Below are 22,377 nucleotides of genomic sequence, written 5' to 3'. Positions count from 1 at the left end.
GTCAGGACTTGACGATGTCGTAGGCGAAGAACTGCGAGTTCAGGCCGTTGATCGGGTATCCGCTGAGGTCGCTGGAGGCGACCACGATCTGCGGGTACAGGTACAACCATACGCTCGCGGCATCCGCGGCGATCTTCTCGTTGACCTGCTTCAGCAGCGCCGTCTGCTCGTCGGTCGTGGCGGCCTGCTCGGCCTGGGCGACCCACTGCTGCACGTCGGCGTCGTTGTAGCCCCAGTAGAAGTCGGGATTGCCGTACCAGACCACGTCGCGGTCGTTCACGTGCTCCTGCAGAGTGGCCTCGAAGTCCTGCTCCTTGAACACCTTCGTGTACCACTCGTCGGCGCTGATCGTGTTGATCTCGACCGTGATGCCGACCTCGGCGAGCTGCGACTGCAGGAACTCCGCCACGGCGGGGTGCGGGTCGTAGCTCGGGGTGTCGAGCGTGAACGTGAAGCCGTCGGCGTAGCCGGCCTGCGCGAGCAGGTCCTTCGAGAGCTCGACGTCGTAGGGGTTCACGGAGGTGAGGTCCTCGTACCAGGGGTCCGTCGGCGGCACCATCGACCCGATCAGCGTGCCGTAGTCGCCCCAGATCGACTCGAGGAGCTTCTTCGTGTCGATCGCGGAGTANCTGCGCGAGCAGGTCCTTCGAGAGCTCGACGTCGTAGGGGTTCACGGAGGTGAGGTCCTCGTACCAGGGGTCCGTCGGCGGCACCATCGACCCGATCAGCGTGCCGTAGTCGCCCCAGATCGACTCGAGGAGCTTCTTCGTGTCGATCGCGGAGTAGACCGCCTTGCGCACGAGCGTGTTGTCGAAGGGGGCGACGCGGTCGTTGAAGGCGAGCAGCTCCTTCGTGGTCGAGGTGCCCTCGCTCACGACGTAGTCGTCGGAGTCGAACTGCGTCAGCGAGTCCGGGTTCTGCACGCTGGTGATGACGTCGATCTCACCCGTGAGGAGGGCGTTGTTCTCCGCCGTCGCGTCGGTGAAGTACGTGTAGACGACCTCGCCGTTCTTGGCGGGCTCGCCCCAGTAGTCGTCCCAGCGCTGAAGGGTGAGCGTCGAGCCCTTCTTCCACTCGTCGAGCGTGTAGGGGCCGGTGCCGTCCTCCGTGCTGGTGATATCGCCGGCCTCGTCGTTCACGATCCACACGTAGCTGAGGTTGTACAGGAACGAGATCGACCGCTGCGACAGCGTGAACACGACCGTCTTGTCGTCGGGGGTGGCGATGTCGGCGATCGTCTTGAAGCTCGACTTGCGGGCCGAGACCGAGTCCTCGGCGGTGACCGCTTCGACGCTCGACTTCACGTCGGCGGAGGTGAGCGGGTCGCCCGAGTGGAAGGTGACGTCGTCGCGCAGCGTGATGGTGTACGTCAGGCCGTCGTCGGACACCTGGGCGTCTTCGGCGAGGAGAGGTTCGACCTCGCCGTCATCCGTGAGCCGGTACAGGCCCTCGTAGACGTTGCCGGTCAGAGCCTCGGTCACGCCCTGCCCGCCGCCCTGGGTGTTGCTCAGGTTGGTCGGCTCGTACAGCGAGCCGATGAAGATCGTGGCGTCTTCGCTCGCGGTGGCGTCGTCGCTCGTACCGGACGCGCAGCCGGCCACGAGGGCGAGCGTGGCGACGGCACCGAGCGCGCCGAGGATGCGGGTTCTTCTCATGAGTGCTCCAGGGTGAGGGTGTGCGGCGTCACGCCGCGTAGATGTCGAAGCCGTCGTGGAACACGACGTTCTTCTCGCCTGCTCGGATAGGCAGGGGGAAGCGGTTGGAGGCCGGCGGCAGCGGGCAGTTGTACTGGGCACTGAAACCGCACGGCGGCACGAACGCGCGGTTGAAGTCGAGGACCACCGAGCCCTCGTCGTCGCGCAGCTGCACGAACAGGAAGCGACCGGATCCGTAGGTCTCCGATCCGTTGGTCTCATCGCCGAACACGAGCAGCAGCGTGCCGCCGTCGTCGAAGGCGGCGAGGGTGTACTCCTGGCCGTCGAGCTCGAGGCGGATGTCGCCGGGGACGACCAGATCGCGCGTGCCGCCGTTGTCGCGGATGTGCTCGAAGGACACGCGACGGTCGCCGGAGACCGGGGTGAAGTGTCCTTCCAGAACCCACGCAGGGTCGTAGTCGTAGGTGTCGATGCGGTCGAAGGCGCGGATGGCCGGCGCCTCGGCGTCCCATGCACGCAGGCCGTGCTCGGCCTGACCGGTCTCGATGTTCGTGCGCTCGATCGGGGTCACGGTCACCGTGGGCGGCGCGTCGCGCTGCACGGCATCCAGGTCAGGGCGCTCGCCGGTCCAGCGGGTCTCGATCAGGGCGAGGTTGCCGGTCGCCGATGTGACGGCGGCGCGGCGCTCGGCCTGCCAATGGGTGTGATCTTCGCGTTCAGACATCACTTTCAATTCTCTTGCATGGAGAACGCGGTCGGGTCGCGCACGTCACTCGGAGTAACGCATGGCGGTGCATCGCCTCGGCCCTTCCGGCGTACGGGTATCTGCCGTACACTCCGAGGATGAGCACTTCGACTTCTCCGCTGAAGAGCGCCCGCCTGGAGTTCCGCGTCACCGCGGACCAGAAGGAGGTGATCGAGGAGGCAGCCGCGATCGAGGGTCGCACTGTGACGGACTTCTCGGCGTCTGTGCTGGTGGAGAGGGCGCAGGAGGTCATCGAGCGCGAGCGTCGGTTGCGCGTCGATGCCGTCCGGTTCGACGCCTTCATCGAGGTCATGGAGCGTCCGCCCCGCACCGTCGAGGGTCTGCGAGAGCTGATGAGACGCGATTCGGTCTTCGTTGACTGAGTTCCTGACCCCGCGACCTCTCGCGTCCGGCGACAAGCTCTCGGACTTCCGCTGCGGGGAGGAGAGCCTCGATACCTGGTTGCGGGGACGAGCCCGCTCGAATGAGAAGAGCGGCGCTTCGCGCACGATGGTCTCGGTCACGCGGGAGGGGAGGGTCGCGGGGTACTACTGCCTGGCTTCCAGTGCCATCGACCGCGGCGACGGGCCGCCGCAGCTGGCGGGCGGCATGCCCGTGTCTGTTCCCATCGTGCTGCTCGGGCGTCTGGCTGTGGACCGGGAGTACGCCGGTCGGGGTCTCGGGTTCTCCCTCCTGCAGCACGCGACGATGCGAGCGCTCGAAGCCGCAGACGCCATCGGCGTCCGTGCCATCCTGGTGCACGCGATCAACGACGAGATCGTCCCGTTCTACGAGCGATTCGGCTTCACCGCCTTCCCCGAGGCGCGTCGTACCCTCTTCCTCCTCGTGAGGGATGCACGCGCGACCCTCGCGCGGTGATCCGGCTGCCCCGCTCCTCGGAGTAACGCATGGCGGTGCTCAGCCGCTCGCGCCGTCGAGCATCGCCTTCGACGCGCGGGTCTGCGCGCGCAGGGCTGCGGCGAGAGCGGAGACGGCCGGCAGGCGCAACGACTCGGGCCGTGCGACCAGGTAGTACGGCAGCTTCTCGGCGAAGATCGTGGGCAGCAGGCGCACGAGATCGGGATGGCGGTCGGCCGCGAAGCAGGGGAGGAGCCCGATGCCGGCGCCTGCTCTGGTCGCCTCCACGTGCACGAAGACATTGGTGGAGGTGAGCCCGTCCTGCATGCGCGGGACGAGACGGCGCGGGAGATCGAGGGCGTCGACCTGCAGCATCGAGTCGACGAAGTAGACCAGCTGGTGCTGCTCCAACTCGGCGGCAGTGCTCGGCGTTCCGACCCGAGCGAGGTAGTCGCGCGACGCGTACATGCCCAGCGTGTACGTGCCGAGCTTCACCGCATGGGCGCGACGCGTCTGCGGAGCCCCCACCACCACCTCGAGATCGAGGCCGGCGCGGTGCTCGGCGGCGCGCCGGGTCGCCGCGACGATCTCGACCGTGAGCCTCGGATGCGCGATGCGCAGAGCGGCGACGGCGGGGGCTGCGATGTAGGCGCTGAAGCCGTCGGTCGCCGACATGCGTACGACTCCCGAGACCGGATCGGGTGTCTCGGCGCCGCCGTCGAGTTGAGACAGCGCCGCTTCGATACGGCCCCCCGTCTCCGCGGCGGATCGGCCGAGGTCGGTCAGCTCCCAGCCCGTCGCCGACTGTGCGACCACGCGACCGCCGAGCACGTCTTCGAGGGCGGCGATGCGCCGGGCGACCGTCGTGTGGTCGAGGCCCAGATGGGTGGCGGCGCTCGTGTAGCGCCCGGTGCGAGCGACCGCGAGGAGCACGAGCAGGTCGTCGGCGCGCGGGCGCTTGGCGGCATCCATTCTGCAATTATGCACATGCGATGTGCAGCACTGGGCGTTGTTGCAAAGCGGCAGGTGCCTGACACTGGGACGCGGGTGTCACCGGCGACACCCGAAGGAGACAGACATGACATCCTCAGTGAGCGCGGCCCCCACCGCCCCCTCCGTCCCGACCTCGAAGCTCAAGCGGGTCGTCGCGGCCTCCATGGCCGGCACGGTCGTGGAGTGGTACGAGTTCTTCCTCTACGCCACCGCGGCCAGCCTGGTGTTCGGCACCTACTTCTTCCCGGCGACCGGTTCGCCCCTCGACGGCATCATCGCGGCCTTCGTCACCTACGCGATCGGCTTCATCGCCCGCCCCCTCGGTGGCATCGTCTTCGGCCAGATCGGCGACAGGTTCGGCCGCAAGCCCACCCTCCAGGCCACGATCATCATCGTCGGCGCGGCGACCTTCCTGATGGGGTGCCTCCCCGGCTTCCAGAGCATCGGCTACTGGGCACCCGCGCTGCTGGTGGCGCTCCGCTTCCTCCAGGGCTTCGCCGTGGGTGGGGAGTGGGGCGGCGCCGTGCTACTGGTCGCCGAGCAGAGCCCCGACCGTTCGCGCTCCTTCTGGTCGAGCTGGCCTCAGGCCGCCGTTCCGGTGGGCAACCTCCTCGCCACCCTCGTGCTGCTCGTGAGCTCGTGGGTGATGAGCTCGGCCGCCTTCCTGGAATGGGGATGGCGCATCGCGTTCTGGCTGTCGGCCGTGATCGTGCTGGTCGGGTTCTACATCCGCCGCCACGTCGAGGAGGCGCCGATCTTCCTCGAGGCCAAGGCGCAGGTCGAGGCCGAGAAGGCCACGTCGTATGGCGTCGTCGAGGTGCTGCGCCGCTACCCGAAGGGCATCCTGCAGGCCATGGGCATCCGCTTCGCCGAGAACATCGTCTACTACATCGTGGTCAGCTTCACGATCGTGTACCTGAAGACCGTGCACGAGTACGACACCAGCCAGCTGCTGCTCGCTCTGCTCATCGCGCACGTCGTGCACTTCGCGATCATCCCGCAGCTGGGGCGACTCGCGGATCGGTGGGGGCGCAAGCCCGTGTACCTCACCGGAGCCATCCTCAGTGCGACGTGGGCGTTCTTCGCGTTCCCGATGTTCGACACCCTCAACCCGGTGCTGATCGTGCTGGCCGTCACCATCGGTCTCTGCTTCCACGCGTTCATGTACGCCCCGCAGCCTGCGGTGATGGCAGAGCTGTTCCCCACCCGGATGCGCTACTCGGGGGTCTCGCTCGGCTCCCAGGTCACGGCCATCCTCGCCGGGTCGCTCGCGCCGATCCTCGCGATCCAGTGGCTGCGCGATTTCGGCTCCTGGCTGCCGATCGCGATCTACATCGTCATCGCCTGCGTCGTGACGGCGGTCGCCGTGGTCTCGCTGCGCGAGACGAAGGGCATCTCGCTGCAGGCGATCGACGACGCCGATGCCGCCCGCACGGCCGCGGCCTGACACACAGAAGGAGCACGACATGACCGATCTGCGAGGACGCACGGCGCTCGTCACGGGCGGTGCGAGCGGGATCGGTGCCGCGTGTGCCCGGGAGTTCGCTTCGGCGGGCGCCCGGGTCACGGTCGCCGATGTCGATCGTGAGGCCGCGGAGGCTCTTGCCACGGAGATCGGCGGGCAGGCGTGGTGCGTAGACCTGTCCGACCTCGGTGCGCTCGCCGATGCCCGCATCGACGTCGACATCCTCGTCAACAACGCCGGAGTGCAGCACGTGAGTCCGATCGAGGACTTCGCACCGGAGCGGTTCTCGTTCATCCTTCGCCTCATGCTCGAAGCGCCGTTCCTGCTCATCCGCGCCGCACTCCCGGGAATGTACGAGAGGGGCTTCGGGCGGGTGATCAACGTCTCGAGCGTGCACGGCCTGCGCGCCTCGGCCTACAAGTCGGCGTATGTCGCGGCGAAGCACGGTCTGGAGGGGCTGTCGAAGGTGACGGCGCTGGAGGGTGGACCGCGCGGGGTGACGAGCAACTGCATCGATCCCGGGTACGTGCGCACGCCGCTCGTCGAGAAGCAGATGGCCGATCAGGCCCGGGTGCACGGCATCCCCGAGGAGGAGGTCCTCGCGAACGTGATGCTGACCGAGTCGGCCATCAAGCGGCTCGTCGAGCCGAGCGAGGTCGCCTCCCTGGCGCTGTGGCTCGCGGGCGACACTGCGGGGATGGTGACCGGGGCGAGCTACACGATCGACGGCGGGTGGTCGGCGCGCTGACAGGTCGGCAGAAGCGCATTCGTGCGAATGGATGCAACGGGTTGCAACCTCGCCCGGTATACCATTTCGCCATACGCCCAGCAGTGTCAGTCCCCAGCTGACCGTGGGCGGGGCGGCTCAGCCGTCATGCGGAGGGAGAGTGGATCTCTTTTCGATCCCGAGGGGGGATGGGGTGGGAGCTCGGTCCCCAGCCGGCACCCACCCCCACACTCGGCCCTCCGCCACTCCGCTCGGTCGCATCGGCTCAGTTGAATCTGCTCACGATCCAGAACCCGGCGATCATGAGCGCGATGGCGATGGGTATCCATGTGCCCCCGCGCTTGAGTCGCCGCCCCTGAGGGGCGACTCCGGGTGGCGGGGTGAGCAGTCCAGCTGGCGGAGCGAACGGCAGAGACGGACTCGGCGTCGGAGCCGAGGCGAACGCCCCGTTCTCGGCGACGAGCCGCTCATCGCGCCATCGCGCCCACTGGTCGAACTTCGTCAGCAGAGCGCCGACGGTGCCGAACAGCCAGGCCCAGGTGTCGGGATCGAGGGTCGACACCTTCCGCTGCGTGTAGAGGAAGAGCCAGTCGTCGACGATCTCCACGTCGAGCTCGGCCGCGTTGTCGATGAAGCGCGCCATGATGTCGGGCGTGAAGAGATAGAGCGCGTCGCGTTCGTAGCCCTCGGGGCAGTAGAGCGTGAAGTGCTGGTCGAAGTCGCCCTCGAGCGACAGCCGCTGGCTTCGCTGGAACGATGCCGGCAGGTTCGAGCCGAACCCGTTGTTGCCCTTGGCATCGAGGACGATGTTCGGCAGCGGTGCATCGAGCTTCACGGCCACGTAGCCCCAGCGGTAGGTCGTGGAGTTCTTTCCCGACTGCACCGTGTACTGATAGTTGCCGAATTCCACGAAGCGCGGCCTGGTGCCGCGGATCAGATCGGTGGACTGCCGCCCGCGCCCGAGGTGGAAGATCATGCCGGGCAGTGGCGGGTCGACGACCTTGGGCTCGTAGGTCATGCCGTTCGTCTGTGCGAACCGATGCAGGCGGTACCGCGTCGTCTGGGCATTGCGCACGCCCAGCCGGATCATCACGCCCGCGGCGGCCAGCAGCAGCGCGATCAGCACGAGGGGGATCGCTGCGGACGCGGGGGAGCCGCCGAAGGACGCCAGGCTCAGGACCACGCTGATGAGGACAGGCAGCATCACCACGGCGACGATCGCGACCGCCACGATGCCGATGATCGTGGATGCCCCGACGCCACCCGTCGGCCGGGAACGGAGCTCTGCGGCGAAGGCGCGCACCGCGCTCGCGTCGACCGGATCGGTGAGGGGTCGGGCGTCGAAGGTCATCTGCGGGGACGTCACCTGTTCACCGCATCGGCGTCCCACGTGAGATCGGCGCCCTCCGGAAGCGGGAGGGCCTCCAGGTGCTCGTCCGCGCACAGCGCCTCGATCAGTGCGGGCGAGCCGGCCACGATCGTGGAGTCGAAGTCGACCTCGCTCACCAGCACCCAGGCGCGATCCTCCGGCCAGAGGAGGCTCGGGCTCTGTGCCGCCGGCGGGAATCCGCGCTCCTCGGCGGGGAGATCGCGCCAAGGGACGTGCAGCACCCACTCCGGATCGGCGAACGCACGCGGGGCAGCGGAGAACAGCACGTGTCCCCGTCCTGGCAGCTCGAACCTCGGCCCCTCCGAGATCTCCTTCGAGAGGATGCCCTCCTGCCAGGTGGGCTTGCGGAACACGTTGTTGAACGGATCGCGCGCGCTGCGGTCGAGCATCGCCTGATGGTTCGGATCGTCCGAGAACGTCGGGAACGAGCGCGATGGGGTGATGCCGACGAAGCCCAGCAGATCGCCACGCCCCTCCCAGAGCGCGGCGAAACCGGCATCCGGCGTCTGTGTGTGCTCGACGAGGTGGGTGACGATGTTCGCCAGGTGGCCAGGTTCCAGCTCACCCTCCATCGGCGCGGTGAACTCGCGACCGTCGGGGGCGATCCGGGTGCGCCAGTCGCCGCCGGGAGGGGTGCGCACGAGCCGGTTCCACTGCGCGAGCGGATGGAGGACCGTGCCGAAGGCCGCCGCCGTCTGCGCCCACGACGCCGGCTCGTCGACGAATCCGGCCATGAGCGCGTGCTGCGCGGACTCGGGCATCCGCACCCACTCGTCCGCCGTCGGGATCGCCCGGTCCGGCGATGAGCGGACGATGGCCGGATGGAAGATGCGCGCATACGCGGGAAAGCCGCGGGGCACCACCACATGCATGGTCTCGCTACCGGCGTCGAGCCGCTCACGCAGCCATGCCCCCGCCGAGGGATCGGGCGTCCACTCCATGCGACCACGCTACCCGGCACTGCGCTGTTCGCGTGGCGGGCGGACACCGGGTGCGCGCAGAGCCGCCCTAGGCTGACGTCGTGGAGACCGAGACCGAGACCGTCGCGCCGCAGACCCGCCGCGCGTGGGGAATCGCCCGCATCGTGGTCGGCGGCTCGGTCATCGCGGTCCTCCTCTACGCCTACGCTCTGCGCATCGCCGTGGGGGACGCGAGCCCGTTCGACTACTTCGGGTACTTCACGAACCAGACCGGTCTCATCGCGGCGCTCGTCCTGATCGGCAGCGGTGCACTCGTGACGACCGGCCGATCGGTTCCCTCGTGGTTCGTGTTGCCGCGCGGCATCGTGACCGCCTACCTGCTCGTGGTCGGCGTGATCTACAACGTGCTCGTCCCCGGCACGGGCTCGGCGCCGCCCTGGGTGAGCGTGCTGCTGCACGTCGTGTTCCCCTTGCTCGTGGCGCTCGACTGGCTGCTCGTCGGCGATCGCCCCCGGCTGCCGTGGTCCCGACTCTGGATGCTCGTGCCCTACCCCCTGATCTGGCTGGTCGTGGTGCTGTGGCGCGGAGTCACCGACGGCTGGGTGCCCTACGGCTTCCTGCTCCCCGAACGCGGGCTCGGTTCGCTGATGCTCCACGTGCTCGGGCTGCTTGTCGCCGTGCTGCTCGCCGGCGTCCTGGTCTGGACGGCCAGCCGATTCCGCGGCGTGTGGATGAGGGCATCCGAATGAGCGAACGGACGACGGTGAACGGACACTGGCCCGAGTACCCGATCATCACGGAGCGTCTGCTCCTGCGCCCGATCGCGCCCGCCGATGCCGCACCGATGCACGTCTACAAGTCCGACCCTGATGCCGTGCGGTACGTGCCCTACGCGCCGCTGGAGCTGGCGGAGGTCGAACAGCGCATAGCCACCACGTGGTCGAACACGCGCTTCGCGAAGGAGGGCGACGCGGTCTCCCTCGCCGTCGAGGAGCGTTCATCCGGCGCACTCCTCGGCGATGTGGTGCTGTTCTGGCGCAGCGAGAGCGACCGATCCGGCGAGGTCGGGTACATCTTCGACCCGCGCGCCGGCGGCCGGGGCTATGCGACCGAGGCCGTCGACGCGCTCCTCGCGCTGGGCTTCGACGGCGTGGGCCTGCACCGCATCGTGGCGCGCATCGACGAGCGCAACACGGCATCCGCCGGGGTCGTGGAAAGGCTCGGCTTCCGCCGTGAGGCCCGTCTGGTTGAGAGCGAATGGTTCAAGGGCGAATGGACGACGTTGCTCGTGTACGCCCTCCTCGAAGACGAATGGCGGGGGCGCGACGGCGCGGACGGCTCGTGACGGGATCCCCCATAATCGAGGATGTGACTGCGACTGCAACCCTTCCCTCCCTCGACGGCCGCCGATTCCGCATGGTGTCGTCCACGACCTCTGCGGTCGACCCGGAATCCCCGAGCATCTTCGAGTACTTCGAGCGCGACGGCGCGATCTGGGGCGGGTACGAGGGCGACACGGTCACCTTCGGCAAGTTCGTCGGCACCCGCACGGGTGACACGATCTGGGTGTCTTTCGTGCACGTGCTCAAGGCCGACGGCACGGTCGTGACCGGCGACGGCGAGAGCGAGCTGGAGCTGACCGACGACGGCGGCATCCGCCTGGTCGAGCACTACGAGATGCACGGACTCCCGCAGCTGAGCGTGTGCGAGGAGATCACCGCCTGAGGCTTGCGTCTCAGCGCGGCGGCAGCGCATCGCGGCCGGGCGAGGCGGGCGTCCAGCGCGTCATGCCGAGAGGGATCTCGGTGTCGCGCTGCGGCAGGTCCCCCGGCAGCAGGTAGGGGCGGCGGATCACCTCGTCGAGCACCACCACGCTGACCACCGTGCGCACCTCGGGCAGCTGAGCGATCACTCCGGTGGAGAACTCGTGCACCCCGCTGACATCGACGGCGCGGATCAGCAGCATCGCGTCGTGCTCGCCCGTCGTGATCGCGCACCACTCCACATCGGGCATCTCCAGCACCCGCTCCCGGAACGACGCCCAGGCCTGCGGCATCACGGTGACGAAGACGAGGGCGCCGATGGAGAGCCCCGCCTTCGCCTGATCGACGCGGGCGCTGAAGCCCGTGATGACGCCGTCGTGCACGAGCGACTCGACGCGCGTGTAGGCGTTCGCGCGTGAGATCCCCACCTTGTCGGCGAGAGCGGCGATCGAGACACGACCGTTATCACGCAGGACTTCGAGGATTCTGTACGCCGTCTCGTCCAATGGGGCGGCACTTCGTCCAGAATGCTTCGAATCTTCCGCATTCTTGCTGGACATATTGTTCCTCACATCCGAGGTTCTGGACAGAGCGTGTCGAGGTGACCCACTCTTGCTGGACACATCGTCGCATATGATGCGAATCTGATCCACGGTCGTCCACATCGGTGGCGACTCACCCGAATGTACTCCTCGCCTCTGGAGGCCCTCATGTCGTCACGCCGTATCACGCCGGTCATCGCGCTCGGAGCCACAGCGCTCCTCGCGCTCGCAGGTTGCTCTGGAGGGAACTCGGCGACCGGCGGCGGACAGTCCGGATCCGACTCCCTCGTCATCGACACCGCGTTCTCGATCGAGACCACCGACCCGGGGCACACCTACGACCCGACCGGCAACATGATCGCGAAGGCCCTGTACGAGACCCTCGTCGACTTCGAGGGCTCCGACGTCTCCACCCCCGTCCCCGGCCTCGCGTCGTGGGAGCAGAACGACGAGGCGACCGAGTTCACCTTCACGCTCGACGGCGACCGCGTCTTCTCCGACGGCTCGCCGATCGAGGCGAAGGACGTCGTGTTCTCGCTGCAGCGCATCCAGGGCATGGAAGACGCCAAGCCCAACTTCCTTCTCGGCGGTCTCACCATCACCGAGGTCGACGACAAGACGATCGAGTTCACGTCCGAGACCCCGCTGCTGCAGCTGCCCGCGATCCTCGCGAACCCGGCACTCGGCATCGTCAACTCCGACGTCGTCATCGAGAACGGCGGCGCGATCGACGGCACCGACTCGGCGCAGAAGTTCCTCGACGGCGCCTCCGCGGGCTCCGGCCCCTTCGTGCTCGACACGCTCGACCTCAGCTCGCAGGTCGTGCTGACCAAGAACGACGAGTACAACGGCGACGAGGCCTCCGACTACAAGCGCGTCGTCGTGCGCAACGTCTCGGAGAGCGCCACCCAGCTCGCCAACCTCAAGGGCGGCGACTCGATGGTCGCGATGGACCTGAACGGCGACCAGGTCGCCGGTCTCGGCGACGGCATCACGGTCGACTCCGTCCCCTCCGGCCAGACCATCTTCCTGCTGCTCAACCAGTCCGAGGCCGTCGCCGGTGACCTGGCGAATGTGAAGATCGCCGAGGCGATCCGCTACGCCCTCGACTACGACGCACTGCTGGAGCTGGCCGGCGCCGGCTCCGTGCAGGCGACCGGCGTCATCCCGCCCGGATTCGAGGGCGCCCTCGACGGCGGCGTGAAGCAGGATCTCGACAAGGCGAAGGCCGCGCTCGCCGAGGCCGGCTACACGGGTCAGACCCTCAAGCTGCAGTTCCCGAACGACTACCCGGTCGGCGGCGTGGAGTTCACCCCGCTCGCCGAGCGCGTGCAGGCACAGCTCGAAGACGCCGGCATCACGGTCGACCTCGCCCCCGCGCCGTTCGCGACCGAGCTCGACGCCTACGTCAACGGCACCGAGGGCTTCGGCCTGTGGTTCTGGGGCCCGGACTACGCCGACTCCGCGAACTTCCTGCCCTTCGCCCCGGGGCTGAAGGTCGGCCTCCGCGCCGGCTGGGCAGCCGAGGCCAACCCGGAGATCGCCGGTATCGCCGCCGGTGCCGCCGCCGCGACCGACCCCGACCAGCGCACGGCAGCCTTCACCGAATTCGCCGAGGCGATGCAGGCCGAGGGCCCGTTCGTGCCGCTGATCGTTCCCGGTCGCAACATCTCCTCCGCGGACAGCGTGAAGGGTGCGGTGTACAACTCCGTCTGGGAGATGGACATCGCCGAGATCACGCCGGCCGGCTGAACGGACATCTCATGACGACAGTGGCGGTGCAGAGGCAGGCGCAGCGGCGTCGATCGCCTCTGATCGGATACCTGCTGCGGCGGGCCGGCACCTCCCTGCTCCTGTTGGTGGGCGTGACGATCGTCACGTTCGCGCTCACCAACCTGGTGCCGGGAGACCCGGTCTCGGCCGCGCTCGGTGAGGGTGCGTCGCAGAACCCCGCGACGCGTGATGCGTTCATCAAGGAGCACGGTCTCGACCAGCCACTGTTCGTGCAGTACTTCATCTATATGGGGAACCTGCTGCGCGGGGACCTCGGCACGTCGCTGGTGACCGGACGCCCGGTCACCAGCGACCTCGCCACCGCGGTGCCGGCGACCATCGAGATCGCGATCGGGGCGATCATCGTCAGCCTCGCTGTCAGCATCGTGCTCGGTACGCTCGCCGCCTACCGTCGCGGACTCGTCACCGACCAGGTCATCCGCGTCGTGACGCTGGTCGGGCTCAGCGTGCCGACCTTCTGGCTGGCACTCGTCAGCTTCTACGTCTTCTTCCTCGAGCTGCGCATCGCACCGGGATCCGGCCGCATCTCCCCGTCGATCACGCCGCCGCCGCGCGTGACGGGGCTCTACACGGTCGACTACCTCCTGAACGGCGACGCCGTCGGCTTCTTCGACGCCCTCGCGCACCTCGCGCTTCCCGTCATGGTGCTCTCGCTCGTGACCATCGGCCTGCTCACCCGTTTCATCCGCACCTCGGTGCTCGAGGTCCTCGGGAGCGACTACGTACGCGCCGCCCGCGCCAAGGGGCTCCCGGCCATGCGGGTGATCCTCGACTACGTGCTGCGGGGAGCGTCGCTGCCGATCCTCACGGTGGTGGGTGTCGCGTTCGGCGCTCTGCTCTCGGGCACGGTGCTCGTCGAGTCGGTGTTCGCCTGGCCGGGCCTGGGCACCTACGCCTACAACTCCGCCGCGAACCTCGACCTGCCGGGCATCATGGGCGTCGGTCTCGTGGTCGGCGTCATCTACCTCCTCATCAACTTCATCGTCGACCTGCTGTACGGCGTGCTCGACCCGAGAGTGAGGATCGCATGAGCCGCATCGCCGCCGCCTCCCCGGCCGGGCGCTTCCGCTTCCGCTGGCCCCGCGCCTGGCGCACACCGCTGGGGATCATCGGCACCGTCATCGCCGGAGCCTGGGTCATCGTGGCCTTCACCGCCCAGTGGTGGGTCCCGTACCCGCCGAACGCGCAGGTGCTGCCGCGTCTGCAGCCCCCGGGGATCGACACGCTCCTCGGGACCGACGGCAACGGACGCGACATCTTCTCCCGCCTGATGACCGGCGCCACCGTGAGCCTGCCGCTCGCGCTCATGCTCGTGATCGCGGCCATGATCATCGGCACGCTCATCGGAGCGCTCGCCGGGTACTTCGGCGGATGGGTCGACGAGACGCTCATGCGCATCACCGACCTGTTCATGGCCTTCCCGACCGTGATCCTCGCGATGGTGGTCGCGGCCTCGCTCGGCCCGTCGCTGTTCAACGCGGTGATCGCGGCGATCGTGGTGTCGTGGCCGCAGTATTCCCGTGTCACACGCAGCATCGTGCTGGGGCTCCGCGGTCAGAACTACGTGATCGCGGGACGACTGCTCGGGCACTCGCCGGCACGCACGCTGTTCGTCGACATCCTCCCGAACATCGCCGGCCCCGTCCTGGTGCTGGCGACGCTCGACATCGGTGCGGCGATCCTCCTGCTCTCCGGACTCTCCTTCCTCGGTCTCGGTGCGCAACCGCCGACGGCCGAGTGGGGGTCGATGATCTCGGGGGCGATGCAGAACTTCGACGCCTGGTGGCTCGGGGTCTTCCCGGGTCTCGCGATCCTGACCGTGGTGCTGGCGTTCAACTTCCTCGGAGATGCGATGCGCGACGTGCTCGACCCGACGGCCGAGATCACGCACGAGAAGGCTGCGGAGCACAAGGCGTCGGCGGGGGTGGCCGCATGAGTGCCCACAGCGCTGCCGTGCAGCAGACATCGACGCTCAGCATCCGCGACCTGACGATCGACATCGGACGCCCGCTCGTGAAGGGTGTCTCGCTCGAACTCGAGGCGGGCCGCATCCACGGACTGGCCGGGGAATCGGGCTCGGGCAAGACGCTCACCTCGCTCGCTGTTCTGGGACTGCTGCCGCGTCAGGCCCGCACCGGGGGATCGATCCTCCTCGGCGGCGAAGAACTCCTCGGACTCAACCGCCGCGCGCTCAACAGGGTGCGCGGCAAGCGGATCGCGATGGTGTTCCAGGATCCCTCGGCCTCGCTGCACCCGCAGCTGCCCGTCGGCCGCCAGCTCACCGACCACATGCGGGTGCACCTCGGTCTCAAGGGCGCTGCCGCCCGAGCGCGGGCTGTCGAGCTGCTCGAGACCGTGCAGGTGCCGAACCCTGCCGCGGCCCTGGGGCGCTACCCTCATCAGTTCTCGGGCGGGCAGCGTCAGCGCATCGCGATCGCGTGCGCTCTGGCCTGCGACCCGGAGGTGCTGCTGGCGGATGAGCCCACCACCGCTCTCGACGTCACGGTGCAGGCGGGCATCCTGAAGCTGCTGCGCGACCTCGCGATCGAACGCAACCTCGCCGTGCTCCTGGTGACCCATGACCTCGGCGTGATGAGTGCGATCGCCGACCGTGTGGCGGTCATGAAGGACGGCCGCATCGTGGAGCTCGCCGACCGCGAGACGCTGTTCCGCGATCCTCGGCACGAATACACGCGCATGCTGCTCGCGGCCCTCCCGGGTTCGCGCATCGACGAGGCACCGGAAGGGCAGGCCGCAGATGAGTGAGGTCGCAGTCCTCGACGCACGAGACGTGGTCGTGCGCTACCCGGGCAACCCGCCGGTGATCGCCGTGAACGGTGTGTCGATCAGCGTCGCCGCGGGAGAGACCGTCGCGCTGGTCGGCGAGTCCGGCAGTGGCAAGTCGAGCCTTGCCCGTGCCGCGGTCGGCATCGAGAAGATCGCCGCGGGGTCCGTGCTCTTCCGCGACGCCCCGGTGTCGCCGCTCGGCATCCGCCGTCGCTCGATCGCCCTCACCGGCATCCAGATGGTGTTCCAGGACCCGGCGACGTCGCTCAACCCGCGACGCCGCATCGGCGACCAGATCGCGGACGGCATCGCCACCGCCCGTGCGCGCGGCGCCGAGGGATCGACCGTGGACGAATGGCTCGAACGCGTCGGATTGTCGACCAACGTGAGCACGCGCTTCCCGCACCAGTTCTCGGGCGGGCAGAAGCAGCGCATCGCGATCGCCAGGGCCCTGGCCGCGCGGCCGTCGCTCCTCGTCGCCGATGAACCGATCTCGGCGCTCGACGCATCGACCCAGACGAGTGTCGCCGGACTCATGCGCGACCTCGTGGCGGAGTCGGGGGCGGGAATGCTGTTCATCTCCCACGACCTGGCCGTGGTGCGGCGCATCGCCGACCGCACGTTCGTGATGTTCGGCGGGCGCGTGCTCGAGTCGGGTCCGACGGATCAGCTCTGGGCGGCACCCGGGCATCCCTACACGCAGGCGCTCCTGGCCGCGATCCCCGAGCCGGACGGATCAGGGCGCATCCCGGTCGCGCCGACGACGGAGGAACGGATCGTCTGGTCGGAAGTGCCGCCGGTCCTGAACTGAGGTCGGTCTCAACCGCTCCGTCCCGGCCGGGACGATTCGTCAGCGCACGAGCCTCGACACCGCGTCGCTGCGAGCAGCCGCGTTCACCGGATCCGGAGAGAGCCGATCACTCTCGAATCCCCGCGTCGACCAGCACCGCTCGGGCCGCGCGTTCTCCCGACGCCAGGGCTCCCTGGATCGACGCGGTGTCACGGTGATCGCCGGCGATGTACATCCGCGCGGCGAAGCGCGGCGAGCGGGCCGGCTCCAGGGGCGCCGGTTGGGCCGGTAGTGCGTCGGCGATGTCGTCCCGACGCAGCAGCTCCCACGCGCTCACGTCGGTGCCCCAGATCCCGCTCAGGTGGCGGCGCACCTCGCTCTCGGTGGAGGGATCGCCACCGTGCGGAAGCAGACATGTCGCGGCGATGAGATGGCGTCCGGCCGGGGCATACGACGGGACCGTGTTCGTCATCACCACGGTGTTCACGATCGGACCTCGGCGCCGGCCGTCGACGGTGAGCAGTGCGGAGGAGGTCGGCGCTTCGGCGGCGGCGAACCACCAGGTCTGCAGACCGTTCGTCGCCGGCGTGGAGAGTCCGGTGAGTTCGTCGACGGCCTCCGGACCGACCGCGACGACGACCCGGGCCGCGTGGAGGGAGTCGCCGTCGGCCACCTCCACCTGCACGCCCTCACCGCGCGAGCGCACCTGTGCGACGGGCGAGCCCAGGCGGAGTTCGGCTCCGGCTCTCCGTGCCTGTGCGGCAAGCTGCTCCGGCACCGCAGCGATCCCCTGAGCGGGCAGGCCGGGACGCCCGAGCACGAAGTACCGCACGAGCAGCCGCGCGAAGGCGTTCGACGTCACGCCGCGGTCCTCTGCCAGCACCCCGGCGAGGAACGGCTCGAGCACGGCGGTGCGGAGAGGGCCGCGCAGACCCGCGGCATCCCACCCCTCACGTACCGTGACATCGTCCTGCGCGAGACGTGAGAGCGGACGCACCAGAGCCGGCGCCGCCCAGCGCGCGAGTGCGACCGCATCTGCTCCGTTCACCAATCCGCTGCGCAGCGTGCGCATGATCGAGAGCGGATGCCGCAGCGGATGCCGTAGCTCAGCCGTGCCGTGAGCGGTGCGCACCCGCACGCCGACCGGGAAGCTGCGCAGGGCGAGGGCATCCAGATCGATGCTGCGGCGCAGTGCCGGGTAAGCCGGATTCAGCACCTGGAAGCCGCGATCCAGCCGGAACCCGTCGACGATGTCGGTGCGCTGGCGGCCCCCGACGGCATCCGAAGCCTCGAGCATGACGACTTCGAGTCCCTGTGACGCGAGCATCCCGCCGCAGCGGAGTCCTGCCAGCCCTGCCCCGATCACGATCACGTCAGGCATACGCTTCGACCTCTCCTCTGCGGATCTCCGCCGCGCGTCCGCTGATCGCGGCCCGTTCCTCTTCGTCGAGCAGACGTGCATCGCGCAGCCTCGGGCTTCCCCTCCGGTCTCATGAGGATCCCGAAGCGTCGACGCTGTTCGCGGTGCGGACGGGCTGCATGGCACCAGCGTACGACCGTCACGCACGACGGGCCGAGGCAGCTGCCCCGGCCCGTCGTGTCACGCTCCCGCTCAGACGGGTGCGACGATCTCCTGCCTCACGTCCCACTCGGTGATCTCCATCGTGACCTCCACCGTCTGGCCCTCAAGCGACGCGCTGCTGGACGAGGCGAGGACGACGTAGTCCGCCGTGACCTCGAAGACGACCTCGACCGCGGTTCCCTGCTGCTCCATGGTGCCGGACAAGAGGTAGACCGCCTGCCCGAGGCGCTCTCCGGTGCCGGTCACGGTGAACGCGCCCGTGACGGCGTCGGCGGCCTTGGTCGGGTCGAGCAGGGAAGCATCGGCGGCGCTCGCGCTGAGCGCGGCGATGACCGGGTCGCTCGACGACGGGTCCGCGGCCTGCCAGTCGCTCGTCGCCGACTTCACCCAGACGTCATCGCCGATGACGATCAGGGAGCCCGCGGGCGAGATCGTCTCGATGGCCTTGTCGGACGGATTGACGCGGGCCGTCGAATCGATGCCCATGACGCTGGACGTGGCGGCATAGCCTGCGGTCTCCGACATCGCGTCCGCGACGCAGTCGCCGAGCACGGAACCGTCGAGGCTCGCGCCGTCCTTCAATTCGGGGCAGTCCATCTCGGGTGCTTCTGCCTCCTGCGAGGCGCCGGCACTGGGCTTCTTCTCGGTGGTCGAGTCCGACCCGCCTCCGGTGCACCCGGTGAGCAGTACGGCGGTGGCGAGTACGACGCCGACCCCCCATTTGTTGACGCGCATCGCGTCCCCCCTCTGGTCGAGTGCCCGATGACCGTCATCCGGCACTCTCTCCAGCATGCCAACAACCGCCGTCGTCCCGTCACCGCTTGCCGCTGTGCCCGAGGATCCGTTCGCGGCATCACTGCTCTTCCGCTAGACTGTCAAGGTTGTCTGTCTCGCGGCGTCCATTCGGGATTCCAGAGGCCGGCACGTGCACACACCCTCCTGCTCCCGGGAAAGTCCCGAGAGCCGTTCTAGTCCGAAGGAGGTGGGTAAGTGACGCACCAGTACGAACTCATGGTCATTCTGACCCCCGAGATCGACGAGCGCACGGTCGCCCCGACGCTCGACAAGTTCCTGAAGGTCATCACCAACGATGGTGGCTCGATTGACAAGGTCGACATCTGGGGCAAGCGCCGTCTGGCTTACGAGATCCAGAAGAAGACCGAGGGCATCTACGCCGTCGTCAACTTCACCGCTACCAGCGAGGCCACGCAGGAGCTCGACCGTCAGCTGAAGCTGAACGAGCAGATCATGCGTACCAAGGTCCTCCGCTCGGAAGAGGCTCAGGCGATGGTCGCTTCGGAGGCCAAGCGCTCCGAAGAGAAGGCTGCTCGCAAGGCCGCCAAGGCTGCGAAGGCCTAAGTCCCATGGCCGGCGAAACCGTCATCACCGTGGTGGGAAACCTCACGGCCGACCCCGAGCTGCGCTACACGCAGAACGGGCTGCCGGTGGCGAACTTCACCATCGCATCGACGCCTCGGAACTTCGACCGTGCCGCGAATGAGTGGAAGGACGGCGACGCGCTGTTCCTCCGCGCATCCGTCTGGCGCGAGTTCGCCGAGCACGTGGCGGGTTCGCTGACGAAGGGCATGCGCGTCATCGCGCAGGGCCGTCTGCGTCAGCGCTCCTACCAGGACCGCGAGGGCAACCAGCGCACCGCGATCGAGCTGGAGGTCGACGAGATCGGCCCCTCGCTCCGGTACGCGACCGCGCAGGTCACCCGTGCGGCCTCGACCGGCGGTGCCGGTGGCGGTGGACAGTCCCGTCCCGCGCAGCAGCAGGTGTCGGAGGAGCCGTGGTCCACGCCCGGTTCGTCGACCAGCGCGGATGCCTGGAGCACTCCCGGCAGCTTCGGCGACGACACCCCGTTCTGAACAACTTCTGGATCCGGCCTTCACGGCCGGCATCCGCTCATCACTAAGGAAAAACAATGGCTGGAAAGTCGAGCGGCGACCGCCGCAAGCCGCGGAAGGGTGGCAAGCCCACCGCTCCCGCGAAGTCCATCCGGGTCGGTGTCATCGATTACAAGGATGTCGCCACCCTTCGCAAGTTCGTCTCGGAGCGTGGCAAGATCCGCGCCCGTCGTATCACCGGTGTCTCGGTGCAGGAGCAGCGTCTGATCGCCACGGCGATCAAGAACGCGCGCGAAATGGCGCTCCTGCCCTACGCTGGCGCCGGCCGGTAAGGGGTATCGAGATGGCAAAGCTGATTCTCACGAACGAGGTCGCCGGGCTGGGTAGTGCCGGTGACGTTGTCGAGGTCAAGAACGGGTACGCCCGCAACTTCCTCATCCCGCAGGGCTTCGCTACGGCGTGGACCCGCGGTGGCGAAAAGCAGGTCGCATCGATCCAGGCCGCGCGTCAGGCACGCGCGATCCACGATCGTGACGACGCTGTCGCGCTGAAGAACGCTCTCGAGGGCACCAAGGTGCGCCTCACGGTCAAGGCCGGCAAGGAGGGTCGTCTCTTCGGCTCCGTCAAGACGGACCACGTCGCGGATGCTGTCGCAGCCGCCGGCCTGGGCTCGATCGACAAGCGCAAGGTGCACATCACGTCGCCCATCAAGGTGACCGGTGAGCACGAGGCGACCGTGCGTCTGCACGACGACGTCACCGCAGTGATCACGCTGCAGGTCGTCGCCGCCAAGTAAGGCACGTCGAGAACGCCCCTGTCCTCCGGGACAGGGGCGTTCTGCATTCCCCGGCCCGGTCGCTCGTGCGCCTCACCCGTCTCGACCGTGCACCGGCCGCGCGTTCGCCGGCGGCTCTCCGACCTCATCGACGGTGTGACCGCTGCAGGCCGCGTTCGTGACGCTGGCCCTCTCGACGCGCGACACGGCGAACCACCGCATGGCGTCACGCAGACGGCACCACCCGACCAGGTACCACTGGCCGTTCGTGGAGGCGAACAGCACGGGCTCGACATCACGCGTTGTCGTGCTCCCGTCTCCGGCCGTGTACCGGAGGCGGACCACGCGCTGGTCCGACATCGCCTCCTCCAGCGCCGACCGGATGGCGCGGGAGGATGAGGGGGGTGCATCGATCCACACGCGGTGGGCGAGCGCGTCGGCCCGGGCGCGCGTGTGAGGATCGAGGACATCCAGGATCTTCCGCACACCCGCCGCGGCCAGGTCGGCGTAGGGGGCGTCGGGTGCCGCGGACACGGCAGCCATGAGGGCCACGGCCTGCGCGGGAGACAGGCTCACCGGCGGCAGGGATGCTCCCGCGGCCAGGCCGTAGCCGCCTCCGGGACCCGGGCGCGACCACAGCGGCGCGCCGCTGCGCTCCAACGCCGCCAGGTCGCGCTTGACGGTGCGCACGGAGACGTCGAACTCCCGCGCCAGACGCTCGGCCGAGCAGCCCCGCGATCCGCTGCGTCGCAGCATCTCGGAGAGCGCGTGCAGGCGCTCTGCGCGCTTCACGATTCCGCCTGGAAATTCATGACATAAATAGTGACACACACCTGCCCGCAGTGCGGAGGAAGCTGGGGCTATGACACAGACGACGAGCAGCCCGACCATCCTCTTCATCGCCGGCCACTGGCTGGGTGCGTGGGCGTGGGATGAGGTCCTCGAACACCTGAACGCCGTGGGCAGCCGTGCGGTCGCGATGACGCTGCCGGGTCTCGACGCGAACGATCCCGAGCGTGCGACGAAGACGCTCGACGATCAAGCCGCCGGGATCGTGGGAGAGCTCGCGCGTCTGGGTGTCTCAGAGCAGCAGCCCGCGATCATCGTCGCGCACAGCGGCGCGAACGCGCCCGTCAGCCTCGTGCTCGATCGGCACCCGGAGCTGTTCGCCCGGGTCGTGTGGGTCGACTCCGGCCCGGTGGCGACGGGGAGCGTGTTCGCGCCCGACCTCTCGGAGGAAGTGGAGGAGCTTCCCCTGCCGTCCTTCGAGGTGCTGGGGCAGCAGGCGAGTCTGGAGGGACTGAGCACGGAGGTGCTCGAGCGCTTTCGCGAGCGGGCCGTGCCGCAGCCCGGCCCCGTGCTGCGACAGTCCGTCGACCTCGTGGACGATGCCCGTCGCAGGATCCCGACCACGCTCGTTTGCTGCTCGATCTCGGGCGCGCAGGTGCGGGAGCTGGCGCAGGCCGGACACCCCATGTTCGCCGAGCTCGCCGAGCTCGACCACCTCGACGTCGTCGATCTGCCGACGGGGCACTGGCCGATGTGGAGCCGTCCCGGCGACCTCGCGGAGCTGATCCGGGCGGTCGCCTCCTCCAGCGACTGAACCCGGCGCCGGTTCGGCCCCACGCCCGCACGGATGTCGAGAGAATGCACGGATGTCGGGAGGTTCCGGCAGATCCGTGCGGGATCCGTGGGAACCTCCCGACATCCGTGCGGCGATCACCGCACCTCGGGGAGCGAG

The 22,377-nt window shown here is 68.6% G+C and carries 26 protein-coding genes and 1 pseudogene; 17 read left to right on the top strand and 10 right to left on the bottom strand.

The window, feature by feature from the left end; genetic code table 11:
• Position 1 precedes the first annotated feature (1 nt).
• The 3 genes and pseudogenes from D514_RS0119420 to D514_RS29075 all read right to left on the bottom strand — a co-directional run bounded on the left by D514_RS0119420 (position 2) and on the right by D514_RS29075 (position 2,379).
• Positions 2-568 carry an ABC transporter substrate-binding protein gene (locus tag D514_RS0119420; protein WP_236610956.1) on the bottom strand — a complete coding sequence of 189 codons (567 nt, stop codon included), beginning with the start codon at positions 566-568 and terminating at the stop codon, positions 2-4.
• A 274-nt stretch (positions 569-842) separates the two neighbouring features.
• Positions 843-1,655 (bottom strand): annotated as a pseudogene (locus D514_RS0119415) (ABC transporter substrate-binding protein); the annotation flags it as partial.
• Positions 1,656-1,683: 28 nt separating this feature from the next.
• Entirely contained in the window at positions 1,684-2,379 is a 696-nt protein-coding gene (locus D514_RS29075; RefSeq protein ID WP_017829872.1) for a DUF1684 domain-containing protein, read from the bottom strand.
• 119 nt (positions 2,380-2,498) lie between these two features.
• Between D514_RS29075 and D514_RS29070 the strand changes: the two genes are divergently transcribed.
• Complete coding sequence (locus D514_RS29070) at positions 2,499-2,783, top strand: DUF1778 domain-containing protein (RefSeq protein WP_017829871.1); 285 nt, start codon at positions 2,499-2,501, stop codon at positions 2,781-2,783.
• On the top strand, positions 2,776-3,279 hold the full coding sequence (locus D514_RS29065) for a GNAT family N-acetyltransferase (protein WP_017829870.1): 504 nt from the start codon (positions 2,776-2,778) through the stop codon (positions 3,277-3,279). Before D514_RS29070 ends, D514_RS29065 begins: the two co-directional genes overlap by 8 nt.
• A gap of 39 nt (positions 3,280-3,318) precedes the next feature.
• Here D514_RS29065 and D514_RS29060 read toward each other — a convergent pair whose 3' ends face one another.
• Positions 3,319-4,230 (bottom strand): LysR family transcriptional regulator, encoded by a 912-nt coding sequence (locus tag D514_RS29060; protein WP_017829869.1) that lies wholly within the window; start codon positions 4,228-4,230, stop codon positions 3,319-3,321.
• 106 nt (positions 4,231-4,336) lie between these two features.
• Between D514_RS29060 and D514_RS29055 the strand changes: the two genes are divergently transcribed.
• Together D514_RS29055 and D514_RS29050 are read left to right on the top strand one after the other, a co-directional pair.
• Positions 4,337-5,698, top strand: a complete 1,362-nt coding sequence (locus D514_RS29055) for an MFS transporter (protein ID WP_031205827.1) — start codon at positions 4,337-4,339, stop codon at positions 5,696-5,698.
• A gap of 19 nt (positions 5,699-5,717) precedes the next feature.
• A complete protein-coding gene (locus D514_RS29050; protein ID WP_031205824.1) occupies positions 5,718-6,464 on the top strand; it encodes a 3-hydroxybutyrate dehydrogenase in 747 nt (248 codons plus the stop codon).
• 244 nt (positions 6,465-6,708) lie between these two features.
• Here D514_RS29050 and D514_RS29045 read toward each other — a convergent pair whose 3' ends face one another.
• Together D514_RS29045 and D514_RS29040 are read right to left on the bottom strand one after the other, a co-directional pair.
• The gene (locus D514_RS29045) at positions 6,709-7,809 is read right to left on the bottom strand and encodes a hypothetical protein (RefSeq protein WP_017829865.1); all 1,101 of its coding nucleotides are present in this window, start codon (positions 7,807-7,809) and stop codon (positions 6,709-6,711) included.
• Positions 7,806-8,774: a hypothetical protein gene (locus D514_RS29040; protein WP_017829864.1), complete on the bottom strand. Its 969-nt coding sequence runs from the start codon at positions 8,772-8,774 to the stop codon at positions 7,806-7,808. Before D514_RS29040 ends, D514_RS29045 begins: the two co-directional genes overlap by 4 nt.
• An 80-nt stretch (positions 8,775-8,854) precedes the next feature.
• Between D514_RS29040 and D514_RS29035 the strand changes: the two genes are divergently transcribed.
• Genes D514_RS29035 through D514_RS29025 form a run of 3 tightly spaced genes read left to right on the top strand, consistent with a single transcriptional unit; the run spans position 8,855 to position 10,478 of the window.
• Complete coding sequence (locus D514_RS29035; RefSeq protein WP_017829863.1) at positions 8,855-9,502, top strand: Pr6Pr family membrane protein; 648 nt, start codon at positions 8,855-8,857, stop codon at positions 9,500-9,502.
• Positions 9,499-10,098: a GNAT family N-acetyltransferase gene (locus D514_RS29030; RefSeq protein WP_017829862.1), complete on the top strand. Its 600-nt coding sequence runs from the start codon at positions 9,499-9,501 to the stop codon at positions 10,096-10,098. Before D514_RS29035 ends, D514_RS29030 begins: the two co-directional genes overlap by 4 nt.
• Before the next feature lie 23 nt (positions 10,099-10,121).
• Positions 10,122-10,478: a hypothetical protein gene (locus tag D514_RS29025; protein ID WP_236610931.1), complete on the top strand. Its 357-nt coding sequence runs from the start codon at positions 10,122-10,124 to the stop codon at positions 10,476-10,478.
• 10 nt (positions 10,479-10,488) lie between these two features.
• Here the strand turns inward: D514_RS29025 and D514_RS29020 are convergent, their stop codons facing one another.
• On the bottom strand, positions 10,489-11,022 hold the full coding sequence (locus D514_RS29020) for an Lrp/AsnC family transcriptional regulator (protein WP_017829860.1): 534 nt from the start codon (positions 11,020-11,022) through the stop codon (positions 10,489-10,491).
• Between the two features lie 204 nt (positions 11,023-11,226).
• Here D514_RS29020 and D514_RS29015 point away from each other — a divergent pair, with 204 nt between their 5' ends.
• From D514_RS29015 to D514_RS28995, 5 genes are read left to right on the top strand one after another with little or no spacing between them, the layout of a single operon-like run.
• A complete protein-coding gene (locus D514_RS29015) occupies positions 11,227-12,810 on the top strand; it encodes an ABC transporter substrate-binding protein (protein WP_017829859.1) in 1,584 nt (527 codons plus the stop codon).
• 11 nt (positions 12,811-12,821) lie between these two features.
• Positions 12,822-13,883 carry an ABC transporter permease gene (locus D514_RS29010; RefSeq protein WP_017829858.1) on the top strand — a complete coding sequence of 354 codons (1,062 nt, stop codon included), beginning with the start codon at positions 12,822-12,824 and terminating at the stop codon, positions 13,881-13,883.
• On the top strand, positions 13,880-14,788 hold the full coding sequence (locus D514_RS29005) for an ABC transporter permease (RefSeq protein ID WP_017829857.1): 909 nt from the start codon (positions 13,880-13,882) through the stop codon (positions 14,786-14,788). Before D514_RS29010 ends, D514_RS29005 begins: the two co-directional genes overlap by 4 nt.
• Positions 14,785-15,618, top strand: a complete 834-nt coding sequence (locus D514_RS29000; protein ID WP_017829856.1) for an ABC transporter ATP-binding protein — start codon at positions 14,785-14,787, stop codon at positions 15,616-15,618. Before D514_RS29005 ends, D514_RS29000 begins: the two co-directional genes overlap by 4 nt.
• On the top strand, positions 15,611-16,450 hold the full coding sequence (locus D514_RS28995) for an ABC transporter ATP-binding protein (protein WP_017829855.1): 840 nt from the start codon (positions 15,611-15,613) through the stop codon (positions 16,448-16,450). The genes D514_RS29000 and D514_RS28995 overlap by 8 nt, the downstream gene beginning before the upstream one ends.
• Positions 16,451-16,556: 106 nt before the next feature.
• Here D514_RS28995 and D514_RS28990 read toward each other — a convergent pair whose 3' ends face one another.
• Positions 16,557-17,810 (bottom strand): NAD(P)/FAD-dependent oxidoreductase, encoded by a 1,254-nt coding sequence (locus D514_RS28990; protein ID WP_017829854.1) that lies wholly within the window; start codon positions 17,808-17,810, stop codon positions 16,557-16,559.
• Between the two features lie 231 nt (positions 17,811-18,041).
• A complete protein-coding gene (locus D514_RS28985) occupies positions 18,042-18,746 on the bottom strand; it encodes a hypothetical protein (RefSeq protein WP_236610930.1) in 705 nt (234 codons plus the stop codon).
• 255 nt (positions 18,747-19,001) lie between these two features.
• On the opposite strand from D514_RS28985, the gene rpsF reads away from it, so the two are divergent.
• Genes rpsF through rplI form a run of 4 tightly spaced genes read left to right on the top strand, consistent with a single transcriptional unit; the run spans position 19,002 to position 20,657 of the window.
• Entirely contained in the window at positions 19,002-19,370 is a 369-nt protein-coding gene (rpsF, locus tag D514_RS28980) for a 30S ribosomal protein S6 (protein ID WP_017829852.1), read from the top strand.
• Positions 19,371-19,375: 5 nt separating this feature from the next.
• Positions 19,376-19,882, top strand: coding sequence for a single-stranded DNA-binding protein (locus D514_RS28975; RefSeq protein WP_017829851.1), 507 nt, complete (start codon positions 19,376-19,378; stop codon positions 19,880-19,882).
• A gap of 56 nt (positions 19,883-19,938) precedes the next feature.
• Positions 19,939-20,193: a 30S ribosomal protein S18 gene (rpsR, locus tag D514_RS28970; protein ID WP_017829850.1), complete on the top strand. Its 255-nt coding sequence runs from the start codon at positions 19,939-19,941 to the stop codon at positions 20,191-20,193.
• An 11-nt stretch (positions 20,194-20,204) separates the two neighbouring features.
• Complete coding sequence (gene rplI / locus D514_RS28965; protein ID WP_017829849.1) at positions 20,205-20,657, top strand: 50S ribosomal protein L9; 453 nt, start codon at positions 20,205-20,207, stop codon at positions 20,655-20,657.
• Between the two features lie 72 nt (positions 20,658-20,729).
• On the opposite strand, the gene D514_RS28960 is transcribed toward rplI, so the two are convergent.
• Positions 20,730-21,428, bottom strand: coding sequence for a YafY family protein (locus D514_RS28960; RefSeq protein ID WP_017829848.1), 699 nt, complete (start codon positions 21,426-21,428; stop codon positions 20,730-20,732).
• A 70-nt stretch (positions 21,429-21,498) separates the two neighbouring features.
• Here D514_RS28960 and D514_RS28955 point away from each other — a divergent pair, with 70 nt between their 5' ends.
• Complete coding sequence (locus tag D514_RS28955) at positions 21,499-22,239, top strand: alpha/beta fold hydrolase (protein WP_017829847.1); 741 nt, start codon at positions 21,499-21,501, stop codon at positions 22,237-22,239.
• Positions 22,240-22,377 lie beyond the last annotated feature (138 nt).

It is taken from the genome of Microbacterium sp. UCD-TDU (assembly GCF_000340625.1).
Classification (GTDB): Bacteria; Actinomycetota; Actinomycetes; order Actinomycetales; family Microbacteriaceae; genus Microbacterium; species Microbacterium maritypicum.
This window is presented reverse-complemented; position numbering and strand designations above follow the sequence as displayed.